Annotated in this window: 6 protein-coding genes and 1 tRNA gene; 5 read left to right on the forward strand and 2 right to left on the reverse strand. The window is 52.5% G+C overall.

Annotated elements, in window-relative coordinates; translation table 11 throughout:
- Positions 1-36: 36 nt before the first annotated feature.
- Positions 37-888, forward strand: a complete 852-nt coding sequence (locus ACP5D0_RS03155) for an ion transporter (RefSeq protein WP_472364122.1) — start codon at positions 37-39, stop codon at positions 886-888.
- A 114-nt stretch (positions 889-1,002) separates the two neighbouring features.
- On the opposite strand, the gene ACP5D0_RS03160 is transcribed toward ACP5D0_RS03155, so the two are convergent.
- Entirely contained in the window at positions 1,003-1,563 is a 561-nt protein-coding gene (locus ACP5D0_RS03160) for a DsrE family protein (RefSeq protein ID WP_472364123.1), read from the reverse strand.
- Between the two features lie 101 nt (positions 1,564-1,664).
- On the opposite strand from ACP5D0_RS03160, the gene ACP5D0_RS03165 reads away from it, so the two are divergent.
- On the forward strand, positions 1,665-1,964 hold the full coding sequence (locus tag ACP5D0_RS03165) for a BolA family protein (RefSeq protein WP_472364124.1): 300 nt from the start codon (positions 1,665-1,667) through the stop codon (positions 1,962-1,964).
- 13 nt (positions 1,965-1,977) lie between these two features.
- Here the strand turns inward: ACP5D0_RS03165 and ACP5D0_RS03170 are convergent, their stop codons facing one another.
- On the reverse strand, positions 1,978-2,604 hold the full coding sequence (locus ACP5D0_RS03170) for an arylesterase (RefSeq protein WP_472364125.1): 627 nt from the start codon (positions 2,602-2,604) through the stop codon (positions 1,978-1,980).
- A 21-nt stretch (positions 2,605-2,625) separates the two neighbouring features.
- Between ACP5D0_RS03170 and ACP5D0_RS03175 the strand changes: the two genes are divergently transcribed.
- The 3 genes from ACP5D0_RS03175 to ACP5D0_RS03185 all read left to right on the forward strand — a co-directional run bounded on the left by ACP5D0_RS03175 (position 2,626) and on the right by ACP5D0_RS03185 (position 5,984).
- Positions 2,626-3,303, forward strand: coding sequence for an ABC transporter ATP-binding protein (locus ACP5D0_RS03175; RefSeq protein ID WP_472364127.1), 678 nt, complete (start codon positions 2,626-2,628; stop codon positions 3,301-3,303).
- Positions 3,300-5,807 carry an ABC transporter permease gene (locus tag ACP5D0_RS03180; RefSeq protein WP_472364128.1) on the forward strand — a complete coding sequence of 836 codons (2,508 nt, stop codon included), beginning with the start codon at positions 3,300-3,302 and terminating at the stop codon, positions 5,805-5,807. Before ACP5D0_RS03175 ends, ACP5D0_RS03180 begins: the two co-directional genes overlap by 4 nt.
- Before the next feature lie 100 nt (positions 5,808-5,907).
- A tRNA-Pro gene (locus ACP5D0_RS03185) sits at positions 5,908-5,984 on the forward strand.
- The last annotated feature ends 16 nt before the right edge of the window (positions 5,985-6,000 follow it).

Consider the following 6,000-nt stretch of genomic DNA (forward strand, 5'->3'; position numbering starts at 1 on the left):
TTGAGTTAATTATATTTTTTAATGAGGTTGCCGACCGTGACGTGGGATGGTTTTCAGTGTAAGTTTCAGCAGATTCGCGACAATAAAGCGTTTGAAATGTTTGTCATTGCCGTAATCATTTTGTCCTCGCTTTTAATTGGGGTGCGAACCTATCCTTTGCCGGAAACGGCCTTGACGTTTTTGTGGGTGATGGATTATGCCGTTACCTTATTTTTCTTGATTGAAATTCTGATACGCATGGCGGCGGAAGACCGTCTGCGCGATTTTTTCAAAAAAGGCTGGAATGTGTTTGATTTTGTCATAGTGGTGGTGAGTCTGATTCCGCTGGACGATTCCGAATATGCCTTGATTGCCCGTATGTTGCGGCTGTTCCGTGTCATGCGTTTGATTTCGTTTATTCCCGAGCTGCGCGTGCTGGTCAGTGCGTTGATTTCCGCTTTGCCGCGTATGGGGTATGTGGCGTTGTTAATGTTCATTATTTTTTACCTTTATGCGGTGATTGGCAATTTGTTGTTCGCACAGATCAATCCGGTGCTGTGGGGGGATCTGGGCATTTCGCTGCTGACGCTGTTCCGGGTGGCGACCTTTGAAGACTGGACGGATGTGATGTATGAAACCATGGCGGTGTATCCGCTGAGTTGGATTTTTTACCTGACGTTTATTTTCTTTTCCGCCTTTGTGTTTCTGAATATGATGATCGGTATCGTGGTGGAAGTGCTGGATGAAGAACATAAGAAAATGATGCGCGAAGAAGAGCAAGAAGCGCAACAGCAGGAGCAGTCGCACATCGATCGTTTGGAAAACGAAGTGGCGGGGTTGCATGCCAAGCTGGATCAGTTATTGGCGGCCACGTCGTTGACGACGGGTGAGTCGGCCTCAAAGTCTTAAACTGGGTTGTGGCCAGGCTTGGTTATTTGCATCGGTTTGACCAGGCCTGGCCGATTGGAAGAAAGGGTTAGACGGTGAGTTTAGTTCAAAAAAATTCAGTGAATGAGAGGTTTCTTACCAAACCAATAATTTGTAATCTTCTTCCTGCAATTCCATTAAGGCCGCCGCACCGACTTCGGCGTATTCGGCGAATGGGCGCATGTCTTTGTCCGTCCAGTGCAAGGTATTCATGGTGTTGCCACAGGCAATCCAGCGGACATTGTAGTCTTTCGCAAAGCTGCCGACACGCTCGTAGGTGAGCTTTTCTACATCGCGTTCCGGTTTTTTGGCGAGGACGTGAATGCCCGGGCCGATGGCGACCACGGCAATATCGACATTGTCGCCGTAGCGTTTAATCATCGCTTGGATGGAGTTTAAAATGCTGGTTTGATAGCCGGGGTCGGCTTTGTTCCACATATAGACGGCTTTGTGCTCGGCCGGGTCACCGGGAAAACGATCCGATGGTGGATCTTGCAGCTCCGGCACGGGTTTGAGTTTGGTTTGAGCTGGAGCATCCTTGGCGGCCTGGGCGATAACACTGCTCATGATTAACAGGGCGAATAAGGTGAACGCTAGACGATGTAAGTGACGTTTTGAGGGGGTGTCGAGTTGGACGGTCGCGGTCTTAACGGGCATATTGGACTCCTGATACTTTAGTGGTAATGATGTGATTATACCTTGTCAGGCCGTGATGGCACGCTCAGACAGGCAAGAGAAATTTTATAGAGGATTATAAAGTGAATTTACAAGCACAAATTGAAAACAACGTGAAAGCCGCATTTCAAGTGACCTATCTGGCATTGGAAAACGAAAGCCATCAACATGCCGGCTCGGCGGAGGCGTCGCATTTTAAACTCACCTTGGTGTCGGCGGATTTTAAAGGATTGTCGAAAGTGAAGCGGCATCAGGCCGTGTATCGATCACTGGAAACCTTGATGCCACAGTTTCATGCTTTGGCGCTGCACACCTACAGCCCCGCCGAGTGGGAGGCCGCGCCAAATGTCGCCGCATCGCCTAACTGTCAGGGTGGGCATTAAACCCGACAGGCCGCTAGCGTGAAGATGCGGTCGATTCGGTGATTAAGCGTTTCACGAGCGGTTCTAAGCGTTGCCACAAGATTGGCTGGGCTTTGGCATTCGGATGGAGGCCATCTTCCTGCACCATGGTGGGGTCGTCGGCCACGGGTTCTAAAAAGAAGGGATCGAATAATAGGCCGTTTTGCTCGGCCAGTTGGCGGTAGGTTTTTTGTAAAAGAGCGTCATAGGCCGGGCCATAGTTGGTGGGCAAGCGTATGCCGAGCAGCAGCACTTTGGCACCGTCAGCACGACTCTGGTCGATGATTTTTTGTAGATTTTGGCGAGTGCTTTGCAACGATTGGCCACGCAATGCGTCATTGGCACCCAGTTCCAAAATCACCCAGTCAGGTTGGTGGGTTTTCAGCAGCTGCGGCAGGCGGTTGAGGCCGCCGGAGCTGGTCTCGCCGCCAATGCTGGCATTGACGACTTGCAGCTCGGGCCATTGCGCCGCCATCAGCCTCACCCAGCCAGTTTCCGTCGGCAGGCCGTAAGCGGCGCTCAGGCTGTCGCCCAGCACCAGCAGGGTTTTTGTTTGGGGTTTCGACTCGGCTTGCGCTACACTTGTGTAACTGGCCAGCCACAAGCCCGATAACCATGTCACTACTAAGGTAAAAGAGCGAAGATGAATGAAGAAGCGGTGTTGAGTTTGCAGGACGTGCATTACGATGTCTCGTCTGATGATGAAGATTTGTCTATCTTAAAGGGCTGCGATTTGTCTGTCCAGCCCGGTGAGAAACTTGCCATAGTGGGGCGCTCCGGTTCGGGGAAATCCACCTTGTTGTCTTTAATGGCGGGTTTGGAACAGCCCACCGCAGGCGAAGTGCGGTTGTTTGGGCAGTCGTTGAAAGGCTTGAATGAAGATCAGCGTGCTCAGCTGCGCGCCTTGCAGGTTGGCTTTGTGTTTCAGAATTTTCAATTGATGCCAAGTATGACGGCCTTGGAAAATGTATTGATGCCGTTAGAACTGTTTCAGGTGGCGGACGCTCGCCGTCAAGCACTGGAAGCGTTGGAAAAAGTTGGCTTGTCCCATCGTTTGTCGCATCGCCCGTCGGAATTGTCGGGCGGTGAGCAGCAACGGGTTGCCTTGGCACGCGCTTTTGTGACCGAGCCGACGATTTTATTTGCCGATGAACCCACCGGAAACCTGGACGAAACCACTGCCGAACAGGTTCAGAAGCGGCTTTTTCAATTGAACGACGATTTACACACCACCTTAGTATTGGTCACCCATGATATGGGCTTGGCGCGACAGTGCGACCGAGCGTTCACTCTGCAAAACGGACAGTTGCACCGCTTATGAAACAGTCAGTGAATCGAACTCTGTCGGACATGGCAACCGCTTCTGTGTGGTTCTGGCGTGGTGTGAAACGGGGGGAATGGCTGTGGTTGCTGCTGGCGGTGGTGATTGCCAGTGCCTCTGTGACCTATGTGGAGCAGTTGGGGCAAACGGTCAAAGATTCCATGCTGCGACAGGCGGCAAATAATCTCGGTGCCGATTATGTGTTGCGCAGCTCAAGGCCGATTCCGCCTGAATGGCGCGAGCGGGCGCAAGCGCTTGGGTTACGAACCTCGCAAAGCGAAACCTTGGTGACCATGGCACTCAGTGGCGAACAGTTTCAGTTGGTGCAATTGAAAGGGGTCTCTGAAAACTACCCGTTGCGTCAACCTGTGTCGGAAGACGGTAGCCAGCCGATTCCAAGCCTATCTTCCGAAAAATTTAAGACCCCCGAGCGCCAATGGCAGGTCTGGGTGGAAACGCCGCTGCGGACGCTGATGTCGTTGCAAGATGACAGCGTGATTGAATTGGGCGAACGGGCGTTTACCTTGGGCGGCACCTTTGAGCCTCTGGGCGCGGCCGGAGGCGGCATGGGAGCCTTTTCACACCAGATGTTGATTCCCTTGGCGGATTTGGCGGCCACCGGTTTAAAAGGGCCGGGCAGTCGGGTGACTTATGAATTGGCGCTGGCGGGCGAGGCGGGTGCCATTGAACAATTTGCAGCGGCGGTAGCGGCCAGTCAGAGTCCACATTTGCAGACGTTTTCCGCTCAAGCGCCTTCGCCAGACCTGGCAGAATCCTTGGATACCGCATGGCTGTTTTTGGAGTTGTCAGCCTTGTCAGCGGTGTTGGTGGCTGGCTTGTCCATTCTGATTGCCAGTCGGTTTTATCTGCAACGTTGGCAAAATGCCATTGCGTTAATGCGTGCTTTCGGCGCGCAAAAGGCGCAGATGACTCGATTATTTGCCTTTCAGCTGAGTTGGTTGGCGGTGGTCGCCAGCCTGGCGGGCGTGCTGCTTGGTGCCTTGCTGTTTGAGGCGAGCCTGCCGTTATTAAGCGATTATTTTGATCCTTTGGTGCCCGCTTATCAGCCAAGTGTGTATCTGCATGGCTTTTTAATGGGCTTTTTGGTGTTGTGGAGTTTTGCTTGGCAGGCGTTCCGCCATGCGGTGAATACTTCACCGATGCAGTTGCTTAAAACACTGGCTTCAACGCCGCAAATGCGCCAATGGCTGGTCAGCCTAGGGTTGATTTTGCTGGTAGTGGTGTCCATTACCGGCTTTATCTGGTGGGTGTTGGCCGGGCTTTTAGCCACCGGATTGGCGCTGTATCTGGCAGCGCGACTGCTGTTGAAGTGGGTGGCGCAGTTGCAAGGCCGGAGCCGAGGTTGGTTAAAACTGTCGCTGGCCGCTTTGCTCAGAGAGCCAGGCCTGGTGAAAGTGCAATTAATTTCCATGGGGCTGGTGCTGTTTGTGCTGATGCTGATGACGTTTGTGCGCCAGGATTTAATGTCCAATTGGCAGGCGTCTCTGCCGGAAAATACCCCGGATACCTTTCTGGTGAATGTGCAGCCGGATCAAAAGGCATCCGTACAAGCGATTCTAGCTGCGGATGACATTCAAACCGAGCTGGTGCCGATGGCTCGGGGTCGTTTGGTGGCGGTGAATGATGCGCCGATACGCTCTCAGGATCAAGCCTCTAACCGAGCCAGACGTTTGCTGGAACGCGAGTCGAATATCGCCGTCATGTCGTCACCGCCCGACTACAATCGGATTTTACAGGCGAGTCCACCGCAAACCGATTGGCCGCAGGTGTCGGTGGAAGAGGGCATGATGACGTTGTTCGACTTGCAGTTGAACGATGTGTTGAGTTTCAGTTTCAGTGGTCAAGATTACCGCTACGAAATCACCTCCATTCGCCAGGTTGAGTGGCAGAGTTTTCGATTGAACTTTTTCTTTATTGTCCAGCCGGATGCGGAAGGTGCTTTGCCGATTTCCTATATTGGCAATTTTGCGCTGGCCAATCGTGATGTCAACGTCAATCGCTTGACTCAGCAGTTGGCACAGCAAGTGCCAGGCGTGTTATTGATCGATGCGCGACGGATTTTAGAGCAGGTGCAGACCATTATGTCGCAGGCCAGTTGGGCGGTTTCCGGTTTGTATGGGTTTACTTTGCTGGCGAGCTTGATCGTGTTATTTGCCGCGACCATGGCGAGTCAACAGACGCGGGTGCAAAGCTGGTTGCTATTGCGCACCTTGGGCGCCACGCAAAAAGTCATTACTAAAATCGGTTTAATGGAGTTTGTGTTATTAGGCGTTTTAGCCGGTGTCTTGGCCGCCAGCTTCGCCCAGATAACCGGTTTGGCGGTGAATGTACTGGTGCTGGATATTCCGGTCGCATTCAATCCTGGGCTTTGGTTGGTCAGCTTGATGAGCGGCGCGGGCATTTTGCTACTGATTGGCTGGTTGACACAGAAGCGCTACTTACGCCTGTCGCCGCGCGCCATGGCGCAAAAGTGGGTTGGCTAAGTGTTAAGTTAACCCAAAGGTGTAAACTTCAGGTTAAGAAGACCGCGTGATGATGCTTGATTAATATCCCAATCACTATATAATAGCGCTTCAATGGTTTCGGGGCATGGCTCAGCCTGGTAGAGCACCGTCATGGGGTGGCGGGGGTCGTAGGTTCAAATCCTACTGTCCCGACCAATTATTCTTCAGTGGC

Source organism: Hydrogenovibrio sp. (assembly GCF_049975065.1).
In the GTDB taxonomy this organism is placed as follows: Bacteria; Pseudomonadota; Gammaproteobacteria; order Thiomicrospirales; family Thiomicrospiraceae; genus Hydrogenovibrio.

Coding starts and splice junctions, on each gene's coding strand:
- ACP5D0_RS03160 (WP_472364123.1), bottom strand. CDS start 1,563: ATGCCCGTTAAGACCGCGACCGTCCAACTCGACACCCCCTCAAAACGT.
- ACP5D0_RS03175 (WP_472364127.1), top strand. CDS start 2,626: ATGAATGAAGAAGCGGTGTTGAGTTTGCAGGACGTGCATTACGATGTC.
- ACP5D0_RS03180 (WP_472364128.1), top strand. CDS start 3,300: ATGAAACAGTCAGTGAATCGAACTCTGTCGGACATGGCAACCGCTTCT.